Below are 19,942 nucleotides of genomic sequence, written 5' to 3'. Positions count from 1 at the left end.
AACCCAGTGTTTAACTGGGTTCTTTTTAAATAACGATTTTAGATTTTGTTACTTTTTTATAAGCTTTTGCTTAAATGTTTTAACGCCATTATTTACCTCTAAAATATATATTCCACTATTTAAATTAGAAATATCTAAATCAGAAGTGTCTAATTTTCCAGACTGAACAACTTGTCCGTTTATATTGATAATTCTATATACGTTATCTTTTACTGTAGTAGTTAATTGAACTTTCAATGTGTTCTTTGCTGGGTTAGGATATATGAATAACTCAGAAGTGTTTTCTTGAGAGTCTATACCTGTAACTCCATTAAAGAATCCACTATTCGAAATATTCACTGTATAATCTTCTACTTCTCCACTTGAGAATGTTCCGCATGGTGAAGGTTCTCGGTTATTTCTCATTGCTACACGCATTCTAGTTTTTCCTGATTTTGCATTACCAGGAATTGAAATACTAGTAGATCTATTTCCGTCTTGATTAGAAGCTGTTGTCATAACTCTTTCGTTATTATCGAACCTTCCGTTTTGGTTAAAGTCTATCCATACTGCAAAAAACATATTAGGTCTATTTCCACCACTTGCATATCCTGCACTAACAGTTAAAAGATAGCTTCTTCCTTTTCTAACAGTAGCAGTTTTATTAGTAAAGTTAGCATAACCACCGTTAGAACCAGAGGCTTTAGACATTCCACCTAATGCAACATAATCTATCCAAGCAATACTTGTACTGTTTCCTTTTGCTTGACAATATGTAGGGCCGTTAGAAGCAGTTTTGAATGTTATACTTGCAGCGCTAGAAATATTTCCTGCCGCATCTTTAGCTTTTACTGAATATGTATAACTAGTTCCAGCACTTAATCCAGATAATGACTTAGAAGTACTGGTTGTAGAACCTATAAAAGAACTTCCTCTAAAAATATCGTAACCTACAACGCCAACATTGTCAGTAGCTGCATTCCAACGTAAAGTTGCTGAAACTTTAGTAATATTTGTAGCTCTTACATTTGTTGGTCTATTTGGAGCTGTAGTGTCGTTTAATGTCATAAAAGTTACTTCTGCTGCATTAGAAGTGTTTCCTGCCGCATCTTTTGCTATAACAGAATAACCATACGATGTGCCTAGAGTTAAGCCGGTAATATTAAAAGAAGTTGTTGCTGTTGTACCTACTAATGTTGACCCTTTATACACATCATAACCAGCAATACCAAAATTATCAGAAGAAGCATTCCAAGTTAAAGTAGCTGAAGTTAATCCAATATTAGTGGCTACTAAATTTGCTGGAGTGGTTGGTGCTTCTGTGTCGTTTAATGTTGTAAAAGTAACAGTTGCAGCATTAGAAATGTTACCAGCAGCATCTTTTGCTTTTACTGAATATGTATACGCTGTGTTTAATGTTAAACTACTAATATCGAAAGAAGTAGTTGCTGTTGTGTTTACTAATGTTGTTCCTTGATAAATGTCATAACCTACAACACCAATATTATCGGTAGCTGCGTTCCAAGTTAAAGTTGCCGAAGTAAAAGAAATATTTGAAGCAACTAAATTTGTTGGTGCAGTTGGAGCTTCAGCATCGTTTAATGTTGTAAAAGTCGTAGTTACAGCATCAGAAATATTTCCTGCCGCATCTTTTGCTTTTACTGAATATGTATACGATGTATTTAATGTTAAACCAGTAATATCGAAAGAAGTAGTAGTTGTTGTGTCTACTAATGTTGTTCCTTGATATATATCATAACCTACAACACCAATATTATCGGTAGCAGCGTCCCAAGTTAACGTTGCTGAGGTAAAGGAAATATTAGAAGCAACTAAATTTGTTGGTGTAGTAGGAGCTTCGGTATCTCCTGAATCTGATAAAGTTGTAAAGGTAATACTAGCAGAGCCATATTGCTCTTCGGTAGGTCCAAAAACAGTTATTGTTGCTGTGTATTCTGTTTCCTCGGTTAATCCTGTCAGAGTGAAATTAGGATCATCTACGATATCAATAAAATCACCATTTAATGAAATTTCATAAAAACCTACTACTATATTTCCGTTTGGAGCTCCCCAAGTAAGATTTGCAGTAGTGTAATCTATATTTGAAACAGTTAAATTAGAAGGACCTGTTGGGTTAGCGTCATGTAATGTAGTAAAAGTTACATCTGCACCTTCAGATAAATTATTTCCAGCGTCTCTAGCCTTAACTGTAAGTGTATAGGTTGTGCTTACATCTAAACCAGATACATCAAAAGAAGTTGTAGATGAGGTTCCAATAAGATATATTCCATTGTAAATATCATAACTTGCTACTCCAATATTATCTGTAGAAGCATCCCAGTTTAACGTAGCTGAAGTATAACTTACGTTAGAAGCTGTTAGGTTACTAGGTGTGGTAGGAGCCTCAGTGTCATCACTTGTTGCAGAGGTAATAACTACAGTATAATCTTCTACTTCACCATAAGAAAAGACTTCTTCACAAGGAGATGGCGTTGCGTTGTATTTTAAAATAACACGCATTCTAGTAGCTCCTAATGTAGCGTCAGAAGGAACGACAAATATACCATTTACAGGACTTTCATTAGATGGAGCTTTTGACCAGATATGCTCTCCTGGATCAGAAAAATCTCCATCCTGATTAAAGTCAATCCATGCACCATATCCTTCTGGATACTGTGTAGATCTCCATACTGGTGTAACAGTAATTGTATTAGCAGATCCTGACCTTAAATCAGTAGAAATATCAGTATGATCTGAATATCCTTCTCCTCTTGGAGTTGAATTGTCAATAGTACCTAATTGTACTCTACCAATATATTCACCTGATACACTGTTACCTCTAGAAAAACAATATCTTAATGGGGCAATACCGGTAGTTTGTGCTGTAATTAACGATGGAGTACCGCTTCCTCCATTTGAACATTTAGCTATAATTGAACAATTGTATTCAGTACCTGGATCTAAGCCAGTAATTGTTTTTGAAGTTCCAGAAACATTAATTTTTCCTGGCATAGTAGCACCAGTAGCATTTGTTGTAATTTCTAATGTATACGATGCAGCTCCTGGTACTGCATCCCATGATAAAGTAAATTGATTGTCGCTAATATTTGATGTTGCAAAATTAGTAGGACCATCTAAGAAACAAAGTTCTCCAACTCCTACCGCATACCAAGCATTCATAACTGCTAATACTTCAGGGCTTTTATCACCATATAAATCTGTTGTAGCAATAATAGAAGCGGCTCTAGCGTCTTCAAAAGTTGAATTTTCAGATAAGTAATTAGCTTCTAAACGATATGCTATTTTAGCTGCTTTTGTCATACCAATGCTAGGTACGTTATAACTATTACCTTTGTCGTTAGTTCCAGTTCCACCAACAGTTAATAAGTAGAACCAGTAATTTAAAACTCCAGAATTAGTGTGTACACCGCAATAATCGTTAAAAGAACTTGGGAAAGCACAGTTTGGATCTTTCCAATGTAAGCCACCGTAGGTATCTGGTTGCCCTCTTTCGTTAGGATTGCTCATAGAGCGTAAGGCAGAAACACCTGCTCTTCTGTCTATTTCATCTCCAATTAACCAAATTTCTGGTGATGGAGCTGTATCACTACCATTTCCTTTTGCAAAGTGTTCTACAGCTGCTCCCCAAATATCTGAGAAACCTTCATTCATGGCTCCAGATTCTCTTTGGTAGGCAAGATCCGCTGTATTTGTACATACAGCATGCCCAATTTCATGAGCAGCAACATCAATACTAGTTAAAGCATCAAACCTTCCATTACCTTCGTTTCCATTCGAAGATCCGTCTCCATAAGACATTACAGTACCGTTCCAAAAGGCGTTGTCGTAATTTGTTCCTACATGAACATAACTACGAATAGCAGCTCCATTGTTGTCAAAGCTGTTTCGGCTATGTTTGTCTAAAAAGTAATCATAAGTCATCATAGCTCCCCAATGAGCGTCTAATGCTGCATCGTCTTTTCCTGCACTATGTTCTGCGGTAGTCCAATTGTTATCATTATCTGAAAATTCATCAAAATTGTTGATATATGGATAGCCAGAAGCAGGTTGGTTTTTAGCATCTCTAGTATATACTTTTCTAGATTCGTCATTCAATGTATATACATTACCGTCTTTTCTAGTTTCTATGGTTCTGGTACCACTGTATCTTGTTTGAGCTGTACCAGAAACAAAAAGAGTTTCTAATGTTTTTCTTGCATCAATTTCTGATGTATTGTGTGATGTGTGTGCATGATGCTCATGTAATTCACCTTCATGACCAAAATTATCGACATGTTTGATAATCGGATTAAAGAATAATGTTTTTCCTGTATGAGCATCAATATAGAGGTGTCCTCTACTTACAGGTTTTGTTGCGTAAATGTCGAATTTGTATGCTAGTTTAGCATCATCAGTTTTTAAAAATTCTTTTGGTAAAATTACCAGTTCACCTTCAGGTTTTTTATAGTTATCCATTGCTTTTGCTGCATCTGGATATTCCCATAAATAACTTTCGGCTCCTGTATGATCTAAAGCTTTTTGAAAAGCTTGTTGATTGGATAATCGTGGTGTTGTATTTACTCTACCAACATCGTAAAATTGACCATTCATTGTTCTTAATACACCACCTTTGGCATGTGCGATATATGAAGAGAATTCTACTTTTATGCCTTTAAATTGTTGTTGGAATTTTTCGTGAGTAAAGCCTAAATCGTCTACTTCATGTTTTACTTTTTGTAGACTTTCGTTTGATGACATTTTTAGTTTCTGTCTAAGAATACTGGGAACTTTTTGTAGAGAGGTTTTTTGAGTTTTTTCAAGTTTAATGTGTTTCAAACTTTTGCCCTCCTGTGCAGTTACTGAAAATAGTCCAGCACACAAGAACGAAGTCAAAAACACATTTCTAAGATTAATGTGTTTCATGGTTTTTTTGGGGGGTTGATTAATGGTTTTCTGTTTTGCAAACAATAAAAACACCTAGGATTTTTGTTAAAATATTATTGTTTGTCTTATAAAAGTATTAAAAAAATAAACTTATTTAAAAATTGATTTTGATAAGAAAATTTTATGAGAAACAAAAAAACCCAGCATTTAACTGGGTTCTTTTTAAATAGTTATTTTATGTTTTTGTTATTTTTTTATAAACTTTTGTTTAAATATTTTCATATCGTTCATGATCTCTAAAATGTAAAGCCCACTATTTAAATTAGCTATATTTAATTGTGAAGTATTTAATTCTCCAGACTGAACAACTTTACCTAAAATATTTACAATTCTATATGTTGAAGCTGTATTATTAGAATTTAGTTTAATATTCAAAAAGTTCGATACAGGATTTGGGTAAATAGTTATTGCATCCGAACTAGTTTCTTCCTCAGCTGTGATACCTGTAAAATTATTATTACCTGTAATATTAACTAAATAATCTTCTACTTCTCCTCTAAAGAAAGTTCCACAAGGTCCTTGTTCATTTATATATCGTTTTGCAGATACTCTCATTCTTGTCTTACCTAGTTTGGCATTAGAAGGAATTCTTATAGATTGATTATAATTTGCTGTGTTAGAAACTACTTTTGACATTACTTTTTCATTTGCTTCAAAAACACCATTATTATTATAGTCAATCCAAACAACTATTCTGTTTCTGTATCGGATATTCTTATATTTAATTCCCACAGTAAGAGTATAATTACTTCCTTTTCTTACAGTTGCAGATTTATGTGTATACCCTCCATAACCATAGCCGAAACCAGACCCAGTTCTGAATTTTAAATTCGCTAAACCAACATAACTAATCCATTCTTCGTCAGAAGATTTAGATTTAGATTCACAATAGTTTGAAGTGTTTACTTTTAGATCATTACTCTCGTTAGAAACATTTCCTTCAGGGTCGATTGCTTTCACAAAGAAAGAGTAGTTTTTGTTAGCTTGTAATCCAGTTACTTCAAAGGATGTATTTGTTGTTGTTCCAATTTTTGTTCTAGACTTAAATACTTCATAAGTAATTACTCCACCATTTTTATCTGTAGATGCTTTCCAAGCGAGTGTAATGGTATTTTGAGTAATGTTTGAAGCTCTTAAATTTACAGGAGCAGAAGGTCTGTTTTCATTACTTAATGTTGTGAATACTACATTTGCTACATTAGAAACATTGTTACTTGCATCTTTGGCTCTTACAGAATATGTATAAGGGCTTTGTTCTGATAAACCTGTAACATTAATTGTTGTATTTGTGGTAGTTGTTAATAATGAAGTTCCTTGGTATATATCGTAACCAACTACTCCAACATTGTCCGTAGAGGCTGTCCAGCTTAAGGTAGCTGTAGACATGGTAATGTCTGATGCTTTTAAGTTTTTAGGTCTACTTGGTTTCTGATTATCGCCATTAGCCGATTTAATAATAACTTTATAATCTTCAGCTTCACCATAACCTAAATCTGCTTCACAAGCTCCTGGGATTCTATTGTATTCCATAGAAACTCTCATTCTTGTCGGTCCTGGTTTGGCATCACTAGGTATTACAAAAGTTGTACTTACTGGCGATTCAGTTGAAGGAGCTTTAGTCCAAATTGTTTCATTAGCATCAGAGAAATCACCATCTTGGTTGTAATCAATCCAAACAGCATAACCATTCCCTTCTTCATATTGTTTGTCTAAAAACCCTGGAGTTATTGTTAACGTATTAGTACTTCCTTGTGTTAATTCAGTAGAAAGGTTAGAGAAGTATGTGTACCCAGTACTACTTCCAGACGTATTATCTATGTCACCCAATTGAAATCTATCTATATATTCATCAGGGAATCTTCCTTTAGATGGGCAATAACGTATTGGAGGTGTTCCTGTAGTAACTACATTGATAATAGCTGGACTTCCTGAGCCATTTGTACAATTACCTTGTATCTTACATCTGTATTCAGTACCAGGTTGTAAACCTAAAATAATTTTAGACTTTCCAATAACTTTAATTTCACCAGGAGATTTTATTCCGTCAACTACAGCTGTAACTTCTAGTTTGTAGTTTTTTGCACCAGATACTCTAGCCCAATCTAATGTGAATTCTCTAGGACCAACATTAGAAACTCTAAACTCTTGAGGAGCTCTTAAATAGCATAATTCTCCAACCCCAACTGCATACCAAGCATTTATAACTGCTCTTACTTCTTGACTTCCATCTCCATATAAATCTGATGCAGCAATAATTGCTCCTTCTCTTGCATCTTCAAATTTTGATGTTGGTGATAAATAATTTGCTTCCAACCTGTATGCAATCTTAGCGGCTTTTGTCATACCAATACCACTAACACTATAATTATTTCCTATATCGTTGGTACCACTTCCTCCAACGGTAAGTAAATAAAACCAGTAGTTTAATACACCAGAGTTTGTGTGTACACCACAATAGTCATTAAGCGCAAATGGAAGAACACAATTTGGATCTTTCCAATAAGTACCTCCATAGGTGTCTGGTTGATTTCGTTCATTTGGATTGCTCATAGAACGTAAAGCAGAAACCCCACTTCTTCTATCTACTTCATCACCTATTAACCAAACGGAAGCAGCGGGTCTTCTATCGTTACCATTTCCTTTAGCAAAATGTTCAACTGCAGCTCCCCAAATATCAGAAAAGCCTTCGTTCATTGCTCCAGATTCTCTTTGGTATACAAGAGCTGCTGTATTTGTACAAACAGCATGTCCTATTTCATGAGCAGCAATATCGATACTGGTTAATGCATCAAATCTTCCATTTCCTTCTTGTCCGTTAGAAGAACCATCTCCATAAGACATAACAGTACCATTCCAAAAGGCATTATCGTAATTACTTCTCACATGTACATAACTGCGAATAGGAGCACCATTGTCATCAAAACTATTTCTATTGTGTTTGTGTAAAAAATAATCGTAAGTTTTCATGGTTCCCCAATGTGCATCTAATGCAGCATCGTCTTTATTAGCGCTATGTTCTGCTCTTGTCCAATTATTATCATTGTCTTCAAACTCATCATAGTTTGTTATATATGGAAAACCGTTAACATCTTGATTTTTAGCATTTCGAGTGTATACTTTTCTTGTTTCGTCATTCAAGGTGTATACATTGCCATCTTTTCTTGTTTGAATGTTTCTAATGCCACTATAACGTGTTCTTGCATTACCAGTAGCAAAAAGAGATTCAAGTATTTTTTTCTTGTCGATTTTAGAGAGACTCTTTATTTCTCCTAATTCTCCAATTTTATCTGCATGCTTAATAATAGCATTGTAAAATAGGGCTTCACCAGTATGAGCATCAATATATAGATAGCCTCTGCTTAGTGGTTTAGTTGCGTAAATATCAAACTTATAAGCTAGTTTGGCTTTTTGGGTACGCAAAACTTCTTTTGGTAAAATGACTAATTCTCCTTCAGGTTTTTTGTAATTATCCATTGCTCTTGCTGCCTCTGGATAATCCCATAAATATTTTTCTGCTTTTGTGTGGTTTAATGCTTTTTGAAAAGCTTGCTCATTTGATATTTTTGGTTGTATGCTTACATTATTAACGTCATAAAATTGACCGTTCATTGTTCTAAGCATTCCACCTTTGGCATGCGCGCTATAAGTAGCAAACTCAACTTTTAATCCTTTAAATCGTTGTTGGAACTTTTCGTGGGTGAACCCTAAATCGTCTACTTCTTGTTTCACTCTCTGTAATGTTTCGTTTTGAGACATTTTAAGCTTTTTACGAAGTAATTCTGGGGCTTGTTGTAATGAAGTTTGTTGTGTTTTTTCAACTGTAATGTGTTTTAAGCTTCTGCCTTCTTGTGCTGTTACGGATAGTAAACCAGCGCATAAGAATGAAGCTAACAACACATTTTTAAAACGTGTGTGTTTCATAGTTTTCGAGGGTTTTTAAAAAAATGATTTATTTGTGAATGATAAAAAAAGTGGTTTATGGTGTTAAAATTTTATCATTTGTGTACCAAACTTATTAAAAAAACAAGATTTATTTAAGTTATAGAAAAGTGTAAGAAGAGGTCTAAAAAACAAAAAACCCAGCATTAAGCTGGGTTTCTTTATGTAATAACAATTACTTTTTGTTATTTTTTTATAAACTTTTGTTTAAATACTTTCAAGCCATCAGTAACTTCTAAAATATAAAGACCACTGTTAAGATTGTTTATATTTAATTGAGTTGACTTTAACGTTCCAGATTTAACAACCTTACCTAAAACATTGATTACTTTGAATGTCTTAGCATTGTTGTTTGAAGCCTTTAATCTAAGGTTTAAAATGTTCGATACTGGGTTAGGGTATACTGAGATATCTGAAAGTTTTTCGTTAGTTGCAGTTAAGCCTATAGTGTTGTTTGTAGTTTTGTTTACAATATTTACCATGTAATCTTCTACTTCACCATAGTTGAAAGTTCCACATCCTACTTTAGGCTCTGCGTTATATCTCATAATAACACGCATTATTGTTTTACCTAATTTAGCGTTAGCAGGTACTGCGATACTCGTTGATCTGATACCACTTTCTCTTGATGCGTTAGACATTACTTTCTCATGCTTGTCGAATACACCATTATGGTTGAAATCAATCCAAACTCCAAAGAACATTTGATTTCCACCGTTAGGGAATCCTGCACTTACAGATAACAACATTGATCTATCTTTTCCTATTGTTGCTACATGATTTGTGTAATTAGCATAACCACCATCATTTCCAGATGATTTAGACATATTACCTAATCCAACATAATCTATCCATCCTAATTTAGTGCTAGTACATTTTGATTCACAGTAATCACCAGCATCAGGTAAAGTTTTGAAAGAAGCTTCTTTTGATTCTTCAGAAATATTTCCTGCTGCATCTTTTGCTTTTACTGAACATCTGTAAGTTGTTCTTGCATCTAAATCTGCAAAATTATATGAAGTATCTGCAGTGCTTCCTACTAAATTACCATCTAAAAATACATCATAACCAGTTACTTCAACATTATCTGTTGCAGCAGTCCAAGTTAATTTAGCAGCATTTTGAGTTATGTTGCTAACTATTAAGTTAGATGGAGTTGATGGAGCTTCTGTGTCAGGAGCTGGTTTAATAACTACAGTATAGTCTTCTACTTCACCGTAACTGAATGTAGCGTCACATGGATTTGGTGTATCAAAGAAACGTAAAATAACACGCATTCTTGTTGCTCCTAAAACGGCATCTTCTGGTACTGAAAAAGTTGTTCCTACTGGAGTGTCTCTCGAAGGAGCTTTTGTCCAAACTGTTTCGTTAGGGTCATCAAAATCACCATCATGGTTATAATCAATCCAAACTCCATAACCTTCGCTAAATACAGTTCCAGTCCATACTGGAGTAATTGTAATTGTATTTGGAGTTTCTTTAGCTAAATCTGTAGAGATGTCTGTAAAGTTAGAATATCCATCTCCTCCGTCAGAGCTATTGTCAATATCGCCTAATTGTACTCTTCCAATGTACTCGTCAGATACATTATTTCCTTTAGAAGGACAGTATCTAATTGGAGCTGTTCCAGTAGTTGTTACTGTAATTGACTCTGATTCTCCATCACCACCTTCTGAACAATTTGCGGTAATAGTACAAGTATATTCGCTACCTGGCTCTAAAGTATCGAATGTTATACTGTTTGTAGTTACTGTAACTGCAGCAGGCGTAAATATACCATCTACAGAAGCAACAGTTTCAATAGTATAAGATGCAGCTTCAGGAATTGCATTCCACGTTAATGTAAATCCGTTGTCAGCAAGATTTGTTGCTTCAATATTACTTGGAGCATCTAAGAAACAAAGGTCTCCAACACCTACTGCATACCATGCAGTCATTACAGAGTAAATTTCTGGACTATCTGCACCAAATAAATCTGTAGCAGCAGCAATAGACCCAGCTCTAGCATCTTCAAAAGTTGAAGTTTGAGATAAATAATTAGCTTCTAAACGATACGCAATTTTTGCAGCTTTAGTCATACCAATACCTGCGACATTATAATTACTACCAATATCGTTAGTTCCAGAACCACCAGCAGTTAATAAATAAAACCAGTAGTTTAATACTCCTGAATTTGTGTGTACACCACAGTAGTCGTTAAAATAACTAGGGAAAGCACAGTTTGGATCGATCCAATATTGTCCACCATACGTATCAGGTTGTCTTAAAGATTTAGGATCGTTCATAGAACGTAATGCAGCTGATCCTGTTCTTCTATCAATTTCGTCACCGATTAACCAAACAGTTACGTCTGGTGCCATATCGTTTCCGTTTCCTTTAGCAAAGTGCTCTACAGCAGCTCCCCAAATATCAGAAAACCCTTCGTTCATAGCTCCAGATTCTCTTTGGTATAATAAATCAGCAGTGTTTGTACAAACGGCATGTCCTATTTCGTGTGCAGCAACATCAATACTAGTTAAAGCGTCAAATCCGCCATTTCCTTCGTCTCCATTTGAAGAACCATCTCCATAAGACATTACAGCTCCATTCCAGAAAGCATTGTCGTAGTTTGTGCTAACGTGAACGTAACTTCTAATTGAAGCTCCATTGTCATCAAAACTATTTCTGTTGTGTTTGTCTAAGAAATAGTCATAAGTCATCATTGCTCCCCAGTGTGCATCTAAAGCAGCATTGTCTTTATTTGCACTGTGCTCAGCAGTTGTCCAGTTATTGTCATTGTCTGTAAACTCAGTGTAGTTTACAACATAAGGATATCCAGAAGTACCTTGGTTGTTCGCATTTCTTGTATATACTTTTCTTGATTCGTCATTTAAAGTATACTCATCATCCGCATCTTTTCTAGCGTCGATGTTTCTAGTTCCGCTGTAACGTGTTTCAGCTAAACCTTGTAAAAACGCAATTCCGCTTTTTTTACTTGCTAACTTATTTACATGAGGAGTTAATTCTCCAGCATGATCTGTGTGACCAGCATGTCCAAAGTTATCAGCATGTTTAATAATAGGGTTGAATAATAAAACTTTACCGTTATGAGCATCTACATAAAGATATCCTCTACTAACAGGTTTTTTAGCGAAAATATCAAACTTATAAGCTAGTCTAGCAGTATTAGTTTTGATAACTTCTTCCGGTATAATTACCAATTCACCTTCTGGCTTTTGGTAATTATTCATTTCTTTTGCAGCATCTGGGTATTCCCACATGTATTCTTCTGCATTTGTGTGCTGTAGCGCAATTTGAAAAGCCTCTTCTTTAGATAATTTAGGCTCAACATTTGTTTTTCCAACATCGTAGAATCTACCATTTAAACCACTTAATACACCAGATTTACCATGTGCTGTATAGGTAGCAAATTCTACTTTTATGCCTTTAAAACGTTGTTGGAATTTTTCATGAGTAATTCCTAAGTCGTCTACTTCTTGTTTTACTTTTTTTAAGCTCTCATTTGGAGACAGACGTAATTCTTTTTTCAGAATTTCGGGAGCTTTTTGTAAGGAAGTTTTAGACTTTTTTTGAAGTTTGATTTGTTTTAAGCCTTTTCCGTGTTGTGCATAAATGGACAAGGATCCAAAGCATAGGAACGAGGCAAAAAACACACTTTTGATACAATTGTGTTTCATTGTTTCGGGGGTTAATAATTAGTAATTTGAGTTTTGTGGAAAATTTAAATTCCCATAGCTTTTATCACAAAATATTGTGGTAAAGTGGGCAAATGTATCAAAAAAATGCATTTAAAAAAGTTTTTTAGTTAAAATTTTAGGTAAAAAAATAATAGTATTTTCTTGTGATTTTCATTTGTAAATCCTTTTTTATTAAAATAAAATATTCTAATCTTTTTAGATGTTTTTTTATCAATTAACATAGCAATCGTTTTCGAAAATTTTTAATTTTTAAAAATTTTGGATCTTTTTTTATGTAACAAAATAAAAGCTTCAAATACTAATCGAGTAACTATTAATTCAAATTACATGATTGCACGTTTTATAAACTTTGAATGGAAACAATTCTTTCGTTCTATGTTTTGGCAAAAAGGAATTGCTGTAAACATTTTACTAGGAATTTTTGCGTTGTATTTTATTGCTATTTTTTTGGGAGTTGGATTAGGAGGGTTCTATGTTTTAAAGAAGCAATTTCCTAATCAAGATCCGTTACAAATTGTAAATGGTATACTATTATTCTATATTATTGGAGATTTAATATTCAGGTATTTAATGCAAAAATTACCAGTAATGAATATTAAACCAATGCTTGTTTTAAATATTAAAAAAAGTAAACTTGTAAACTACACATTAGCAAAATCTGCTTTTTCTTTTTTTAATTTTTTTGGAATGTTTTTTTACATCCCATTTGCGCTAGTTTTAATTAAAGAAGGGTATCCAGCTGAAAATGTATTAAGTTGGTTAACAGCATTAATTTTACTTGTTTTTTCAGCGAATTACTTAAACTTTATTACAAATAAGAGTAATACAGCATTTGGGGTTTTAGTAGTTGTTTTAGGTAGTGTTATAGCATTGCAGCAATTTGGTTTATATGATTTTACAGGAGTTAGTATTGCTGTTTTTAGCGGTTTTTATAATAATTGGTTATTTGTTCTTATACCATTAGCTTTAGTATTTGTTTTTTACTTTTTGAATTATAAAAAACTAAAAAGCCAGTTGTATTTAGATGATGTAGTACAGGTAAAAGCAAAAGAGGCTACTACTTCAGATTTATCTTTTATAGATGGATTAGGTGATTTAGCACCATTTATTAAAAATGAAATGCGTTTGATTTGGAGAAATAAGAGAACGAAAACGGTTTTTTTAATGTCTTTCTTGTTTTTGTTTTATGGAGTTATTTTCTTTTCAAATAAAACATATGAAGAAAATATGCCTGCTTTTTTAATTTTTGCATCACTTTTTGTAACCGGTGGTTTTGCTATTAATTATGGTCAGTTTATTCCTGCTTGGGATAGTGAATATTATAAAATGATTATGAGTCAAAATATTCGTTACCGTAAATTTTTAGAAAGTAAATGGTTGTTAATGTCAGTAGTAACTTTTGTGTTGTACATCTTAAGTATTCCATATTTGTATTATGGATTGGACAAGTTTTTAATGATTACTGCTGGTGCGGTTTTTAATATTGGATTTAATACGTTGTTTTTACTTTTTGCAGGGTCTTTTAATAGAAAGAGAATTGATTTACAGTCTAGTGGATTTGGAAATACACAGGGAACTAGCGCCACTCAATTCTTAATTATTATTCCAATTATGGGAGTGCCAATGTTTTTATTTTGGATCTTTAATAAACTTGTTGGTTTTAATGCGGGAATTATCGCGATTGCTACTGTAGGGGTTTTAGGATTAGTCTTTAAAAACTACATCATGAATTTGATAGAGAAAAAGTATATCGAAAATAAGTATGCAGCAATTCATGCATTCAATCAAAAAAAATAATTACACAAATAAGAAGAAAATGATACAAGTCAAAAATATTTCAAAAAAATACGGATCAACAGAAGTTTTAAATATTTCATCATTAGATATTCCTAAAGGAGAATCTTTTGGTTTGGTGGGGAATAATGGTGCAGGTAAAACAACATTATTTAATCTTTTATTGGATTTAATTAGACCTACAACTGGAAATATAGATAATAACAGTATAACGGTTAGTAAAAGTGAAGATTGGAAAACATTCACAGGGTCATTTATAGATGAAAGCTTTTTAATTGGTTACTTAACACCAAATGAATATTTCGATTTTATAGGCGAGTTGCGTGGTATGAATGATGCAGATATAAAAAGCTTCTTAACTCAGTTTGAAGAGTTTTTTAATGACGAAATTTTAGGGAAGAAAAAATTCTTACGAGATCTAAGTAAAGGAAACCAGAAAAAAGTAGGTATTGTAGCTGCAATGATGGGAAATCCTAAGGTTGTGGTATTAGATGAGCCTTTTGCGAATCTTGATCCAACTACTCAAATACGATTAAAAAACATTATCAAAAATTTAATACAAGAACAAGAAACTACAGTGCTAGTTTCTAGTCACGATTTGAGTCATGTAACTGAAGTTTGTGAACGTATTGTTGTGTTAGAAAAAGGAAATGTTGTGAAAGATATACAAACATCTCCGGTAACTTTAAAAGAATTAGAGAGCTATTTCTCATCATAGCTAGAAAATTAGCTTTTTATTTCTATTTTTACGCTCATGAGTACAATAGTTAATAATTTTATCTGTTGTATTCAGTAGAGCGTTTTTTTATGAAAAAATCTTATTACTTACTGCCCTTAACAATAGTTACTAGCATTGTGTTTTCTTGTAGTACAAAAAAAGACTCTGTTATTAACAGGAACTTTCATGCATTAACTACAAAATATAATGTGCTTTTTAACGGAGAACAAGCATTTGAAAAAGGGTTGAAAGGTATTGAAGAAAATTATACAGATAATTTCTGGAAAAGACTTCCAATTGAACCTATAAAGTTCAATGAAAGAAGCATTGGAGCTATTAAGTTTGCTTCACCTGGAGATGGTTTTGATAATAAAGATAAAGAAAGTTCTAAACCTGCTACACCTTTCGATAGAGCTGAAGAAAAAGCTGTAAAAGCAATTCAAAAACACTCTATGAACATTAAAGGGTATGAAAAAAATAGACAAATAGACGATTCTTATTTGTTGCTAGGAAAAGCTCGTTACTATACACAAAGGTTTATTCCTGCAATAGAGGCGTTTAACTACATTATTGCAAATTACCCGAAAGCAGATTTAATTTACGATACTAAAGTTTGGAGAGCAAAATCTAACATTCGTTTAGATAATGAGAAACTTGCTATTGAGTCGTTAAAATTATTAGTGGCTTTAGATGAAAATGAAAAGAATCTATCTAAAGTACAACGTCAATCTGCGTATACTGCATTAGCAATGGCTTATGAAAAAGCAGATAGTATTCAAAAAGTAATAGAAAACTTAACAAAATCTATAGAGCTTACAAGAAACCATCAGTCGGCTAGAAATGCTTTTGTATTAGGTCAGATTTATAGTGAGTTAGGTCGAAAAGATTCTGCTAGAATGGTTTTTAGAAAGTTAGCAGATGGTAGAGGGATCCCAGAAAAATATAGAGTTCACGCAAGTATTGAGCTTGTAAAAAATATAGAAGCTAAAGATTCTTCGAATGTTCTGTTGATTGACCGTATGCGAAAGTTAATAAGGAATACGGATAATAGAAAGTATTTAAATGAATTGTATTTCCAAGCAGGAGTATTACAGGAAGATAGAGGGAATATTGAAAAAGCTATAGAATATTATTTAAAGTCCTTAGAAGAGCAAAGTAACGATGTTTATCAGAAAACACATGCTTACGAACGATTAGGGAATATTTATTTCAATAAACAAGACTATTTATTAGCAGGTTCTTTTTATGATAGTGTGTTACAAGTTACTACCGAAGAGTTTGAAAATGAGAAGAGAATCCGAAGAATAAAGCGAAAAAATAAAGGGCTTACAAAGCTTAAGAATTATGAAGAAACAGTTATAACTAACGATAGTATTCTTCGCCTTGTAGCTATGACGCCTGACGAAAGAACGATTTTCTTTGAAGGTTATATAGAGAAATTAAAAGAAGCAGATGAGAATAAAAGACAGCGATTGTTAAACTCTCAAAATTTTGGAAGTCAGTTTGGAGGAGGAGCTTCTTTTGGTGGAAATAATCAAGGGAAATGGTATTTTTATAATAACCAATCTAAAGGTTTTGGAAAAGTAAACTTTCAAAAAACTTGGGGAACAAGGCCTTTAGAAGATAATTGGCGTTGGTCAGATAAATCACAGGTAGATACAGATGCAGTAGAAGAAGAGGAAGAAGTACAAACGGAGAAAACAGATAGTAAGTACAAAGTAGAAACGTATCTTAGTAAAATACCAACCGACCCTGCTGTAATAGAGAAGTTGAGAGAAGATAGAAATGCAGCATTGTACCAATTAGGACTAATTTATAAAGAACAATTTAAGAATCCTGAATTGGCAATTAAAAACTTGGAGGAACTGTTAGTTACGAATAAGAAACCAGAGCTAATTTTACCTATTAACTATCATTTATATCAGTTATACGGTCAAGAAAACGAAAAAGAAAAAGAGGCTGCAAAAAAGACATTAATTCTTAATGATTACCCAAATTCTAAATTCGCTCAAATCATTAATAATCCAGATAGTAAGATTTCTAACGATAAGAAAGTTAGCGAAGTAGATGAAAAATATAAATATGCTTATGCGATTTACAAAGAGAAATGTTTTGAAGATGTTGTAAATCAGGTAGATATTTTATGGGAGGATATAGAGAATTCAGATTTAATTGCTAAATTTGCACTCTTAAGAGCTTTAGCAATTGGAAAGTACAAAACCAAGGAGGAATACAAAAAAGCTCTTGAATTTGTGACATCCAATTACCCTAATAGTATTGAAGGTCAGGAAGCAAACGAAATAATCAAACGTATAAAATAATCCCTTATGTTCAGTAATAAAAACAAAAAAGAACCAATGGTTGAAAGAAAATCAACCAATAGAAATGTAATAGGTAAAGGAACTAAAATTGTTGGAGATCTTACATCAGAAGGTGATTTTAGAATAGATGGAACATTAGAAGGTACACTTACAACACAAGGACGTGTTATTATTGGTAAAGATGGTTTTATCAATGGAACAGTAGAGTGTAACAATGCAGATGTTGAAGGGAAATTTTCAGGGGACTTTAATGTACTTGATACACTAACAGCAAAGTCTACAGCATATATTACAGGGAATGTAACAGTAGGTCAAATTTCTACAGAACCAGGAGCAACATTTAACGCTACTTGTAATATGAAAGGTGCACCAGTTGTTAAACCTACCAAAGAAAAAGTAAAAGAGATAGGCAAAGGAAATAATGCCCAAAAAACAGCTTAATAAATACGTTCGGTTTAGCGGTATAGCAATGCAAATGGGACTTACTATTTACCTAGGTAGTTTACTAGGTAAATGGTTAGATACTAAATTCCCTAACGATTCCGAAATGTATACAAAAATTGTAACACTACTGGCTGTTTTTGGCGCAATGTATTCTGTAATTCGTCAAGTATCCAAACTTTCAAACGACAATGATTAAACGTATTGTACTATTTTTTGCAGTAGCAATAGTATTATTTTTAGTAACCTATTTTTCTCATCAATATATATTAAGTGCTAACAAAACAGTACTTTCTTTCTCTTTATCGAGTGTATATCTCTTTCATGTAATAGCAGCAAGTCTTATTTATGTAATTATTGAATTTGTAGCTGAAAAATTACCAACGCAAGCAGGTTATGCATACTTAGCATCTATTTTCTTAAAAATGGGTTTTTTCGTTCTTATTTTTAATACAGACTTGTTCGGAAACGAAGCATTGACCAAACCAGAACGAATTTCATTAGTAATACCTTTATTTGTTTTTTTAATAACTGAAGCTATAGCTGTTTCAAAACTGTTGAATAGTAAATAGTTTGCGGTTAAAAACCCCTTTTAAAAGGGTATGAAAAACTAAGGTAAAAAAAGGGTTTGTAGTTTTAATTAATTGTGTACCTTTGCACGGAAATTTAGAGCGCATAAATCTATTTTATAAAGGTATGATGATAGCAAAAAAACCTATCAGTTTTTTAATAGCACTAGTAACAGTGTTATCTTCGTTACCAGCTTTCGCTGGAGGAGGTGGAGCTTCTGAAAAAGGAGAACAAATTAATTCACCTGAATCAATTAAAAGTTATATTAAACATCACTTGGCGGATTCTCATGATTTTTCGCTGTTTTCGTATACAAACGATTCAGGGAAAAGAGTTCATGTTGGTTTTCCATTGCCAGTTATTGTTTGGACAAGCCAAGGATTGAAGATGTTTATGTCTTCTGCATTTCATCACAATGATAACGGACATGTTATTGTTGATAAAGGTGGTGTGAAGTTAACAAAGATTCATAGTAAAATTTATGAATTAAACGAAGGAGCTACAGAAGTAACTTTTGATGCAGATCATCATGCTACAAATGCACACAAAGTATTGGATCTTTCTATTACTAAAAGTGTATTCGGAATGTTAATCGCAGGTTTATTAATGATCTTAGGATTCCGCTCGTTAGCAAATGGATATAAAAAAGGACCAGTACCAACAGGTATTGGTAGAGTACTAGAACCACTAGTGTTATATGTAAGAGACGAAATTGCTAGACCAAATATTGGAGAAAAGCACTATCGTAAATTTATGGGATTCCTTTTAACGGTATTCTTCTTTATCTGGATCTTAAACTTAATGGGATTAACTCCATTAGGATTTAACGTAACAGGACAGATAGCAGTAACAGTTTGTTTAGCTTTATTTACATTCTTTATTGTGCAGTTTAGTGCAAATAAAGATTATTGGGGGCACATTTTCTGGATGCCAGGTGTTCCAGTGCCAATGAAAATCATTTTAGCACCTATTGAAATATTAGGGATGTTTACAAAGCCATTCTCATTATTAATTCGTTTGTTCGCAAACATGACAGCAGGTCACTTCGTAGTAATGAGTTTAATTGCTTTAATGATTACTTTAAAAAGTCAATTTGGAGCTGTAGGTTCAACAGGAATTTCATTAATATTATCACTATTTATTTCTGTAATTGAAATTTTAGTTGCTTTCTTACAAGCATTCATTTTTACAATGTTATCATCTTTATTTATCGGTATGGCTGTACAAGAGCACGATCACGATCATGCGCACGATGCAGAAGGACATGGATATGAGGATAACACAATAATTTAAGTTTAGAATAAGAATTTGTTTAATTAATATAAATCAATTAGTATGTACAATTTAATTGGAGCAGGATTAATCGTAATCGGTGGAGGAATCGGATTAGGTCAAATCGGTGGAAAAGCAATGGAAGGAATTGCTCGTCAACCTGAGGCTGCTGGTAAAATCCAAACAGCGATGATCATCATCGGAGCATTATTAGAAGGTTTAGCATTTGGTGCTTTAATCTTAGGAAAATAATTCCGGAAAAGACA

11 protein-coding genes are annotated in these 19,942 nt (G+C 33.2%); 8 read left to right on the top strand and 3 right to left on the bottom strand.

Features of this window, described 5'->3' with window-relative positions; genetic code table 11:
* Positions 1–48 precede the first annotated feature (48 nt).
* From ACKTTC_RS19275 to ACKTTC_RS19265, 3 genes are all read right to left on the bottom strand, one after another.
* On the bottom strand, positions 49–4,737 hold the full coding sequence (locus ACKTTC_RS19275) for a fibronectin type III domain-containing protein (RefSeq protein WP_408041502.1): 4,689 nt from the start codon (positions 4,735–4,737) through the stop codon (positions 49–51).
* 372 nt (positions 4,738–5,109) lie between these two features.
* Positions 5,110–8,844 (bottom strand): M4 family metallopeptidase, encoded by a 3,735-nt coding sequence (locus tag ACKTTC_RS19270; RefSeq protein WP_408041501.1) that lies wholly within the window; start codon positions 8,842–8,844, stop codon positions 5,110–5,112.
* 203 nt (positions 8,845–9,047) lie between these two features.
* Positions 9,048–12,482 carry a M4 family metallopeptidase gene (locus ACKTTC_RS19265; RefSeq protein WP_408041500.1) on the bottom strand — a complete coding sequence of 1,145 codons (3,435 nt, stop codon included), beginning with the start codon at positions 12,480–12,482 and terminating at the stop codon, positions 9,048–9,050.
* A 405-nt stretch (positions 12,483–12,887) separates the two neighbouring features.
* On the opposite strand from ACKTTC_RS19265, the gene ACKTTC_RS19260 reads away from it, so the two are divergent.
* From ACKTTC_RS19260 to atpE, 8 genes are all read left to right on the top strand, one after another.
* Positions 12,888–14,357 carry a DUF5687 family protein gene (locus ACKTTC_RS19260; RefSeq protein WP_408041499.1) on the top strand — a complete coding sequence of 490 codons (1,470 nt, stop codon included), beginning with the start codon at positions 12,888–12,890 and terminating at the stop codon, positions 14,355–14,357.
* A gap of 19 nt (positions 14,358–14,376) precedes the next feature.
* Positions 14,377–15,072 carry an ABC transporter ATP-binding protein gene (locus ACKTTC_RS19255; RefSeq protein WP_408041498.1) on the top strand — a complete coding sequence of 232 codons (696 nt, stop codon included), beginning with the start codon at positions 14,377–14,379 and terminating at the stop codon, positions 15,070–15,072.
* A gap of 89 nt (positions 15,073–15,161) precedes the next feature.
* Complete coding sequence (porW, locus tag ACKTTC_RS19250) at positions 15,162–17,393, top strand: type IX secretion system periplasmic lipoprotein PorW/SprE (protein ID WP_408041497.1); 2,232 nt, start codon at positions 15,162–15,164, stop codon at positions 17,391–17,393.
* 6 nt (positions 17,394–17,399) lie between these two features.
* Positions 17,400–17,834, top strand: a complete 435-nt coding sequence (locus ACKTTC_RS19245) for a bactofilin family protein (protein WP_408041496.1) — start codon at positions 17,400–17,402, stop codon at positions 17,832–17,834.
* Positions 17,815–18,033, top strand: coding sequence for an AtpZ/AtpI family protein (locus ACKTTC_RS19240; RefSeq protein WP_408041495.1), 219 nt, complete (start codon positions 17,815–17,817; stop codon positions 18,031–18,033). Before ACKTTC_RS19245 ends, ACKTTC_RS19240 begins: the two co-directional genes overlap by 20 nt.
* Positions 18,026–18,406 carry a DUF6168 family protein gene (locus ACKTTC_RS19235; RefSeq protein ID WP_408041494.1) on the top strand — a complete coding sequence of 127 codons (381 nt, stop codon included), beginning with the start codon at positions 18,026–18,028 and terminating at the stop codon, positions 18,404–18,406. The genes ACKTTC_RS19240 and ACKTTC_RS19235 overlap by 8 nt, the downstream gene beginning before the upstream one ends.
* A 124-nt stretch (positions 18,407–18,530) precedes the next feature.
* The gene (atpB, locus tag ACKTTC_RS19230) at positions 18,531–19,697 is read left to right on the top strand and encodes a F0F1 ATP synthase subunit A (protein ID WP_408041493.1); all 1,167 of its coding nucleotides are present in this window, start codon (positions 18,531–18,533) and stop codon (positions 19,695–19,697) included.
* Between the two features lie 42 nt (positions 19,698–19,739).
* On the top strand, positions 19,740–19,928 hold the full coding sequence (gene atpE / locus ACKTTC_RS19225; RefSeq protein WP_004569351.1) for an ATP synthase F0 subunit C: 189 nt from the start codon (positions 19,740–19,742) through the stop codon (positions 19,926–19,928).
* Positions 19,929–19,942 lie beyond the last annotated feature (14 nt).

Source organism: Tenacibaculum amylolyticum, from assembly GCF_964511145.1.
In the GTDB taxonomy this organism is placed as follows: Bacteria; Bacteroidota; Bacteroidia; order Flavobacteriales; family Flavobacteriaceae; genus Polaribacter; species Polaribacter amylolyticum.
The sequence above is the reverse complement of the archived record's forward strand: the minus strand, read 5'-3'. Positions and strand labels throughout refer to the sequence as shown.